The sequence below is a fragment of the Acetobacter sp. DsW_059 genome, from assembly GCF_002153695.1.
Classification (GTDB): domain Bacteria; phylum Pseudomonadota; class Alphaproteobacteria; order Acetobacterales; family Acetobacteraceae; genus Acetobacter; species Acetobacter thailandicus.
This window is the reverse complement of record NZ_JOPI01000137.1, coordinates 1-430: the sequence shown is the minus strand read 5'-3', so window position 1 is coordinate 430 and position 430 is coordinate 1. Positions and strand designations below refer to the sequence as shown.

The window sequence follows — 430 nt, the reverse complement described above, 5'->3', positions numbered from 1 at the left end:
ACCTGTTCTGCAGGTGTCGTTTCGTCAGCCATTGTTTTTTTCCTGACCGTAAGGCCCCAGGCGATAAAACGCATGGTGACCAATCGTGCAGCGATACGCATTGCTATCGGCCCACGCCGGTGTTTTGGTGCGAGTGTCAAAATAGTGGTCCGATCCCTGCGTGATATCCGGCAGTTTTCGGGATATGAGTTGTGCCGCCAGATCGAGAGCATCTCTGAACTGAGGGTCTGTGCCGGTCACAGAGAGCAGTTTCGGGCGGTTGGGGTCGTTCTCATTCCAGCAGGAAAACTGCCAGGCTTTGAGGCAGACTGTGAGGTAATCGCGCCCCCACCAGCAGGGAGTTGCGGCACGGTTAGCTATAACGTTCATCACAGCACGCATCCCGCGCACACCTTCTCCGCGCGCTTCTCCCCAGGCTGTGCGGGCAACA

Annotated in this window: 1 protein-coding gene; it reads right to left on the bottom strand. The window is 57.0% G+C overall.

Going from position 1 to position 430, the window contains the following annotated elements; all coding sequences use genetic code 11:
* Window positions 1-24: 24 nt before the first annotated feature.
* Window positions 25-430: cell wall hydrolase (locus HK25_RS12290; RefSeq protein WP_143296019.1), on the bottom strand; the 406-nt coding region annotated here is incomplete at its 5' end.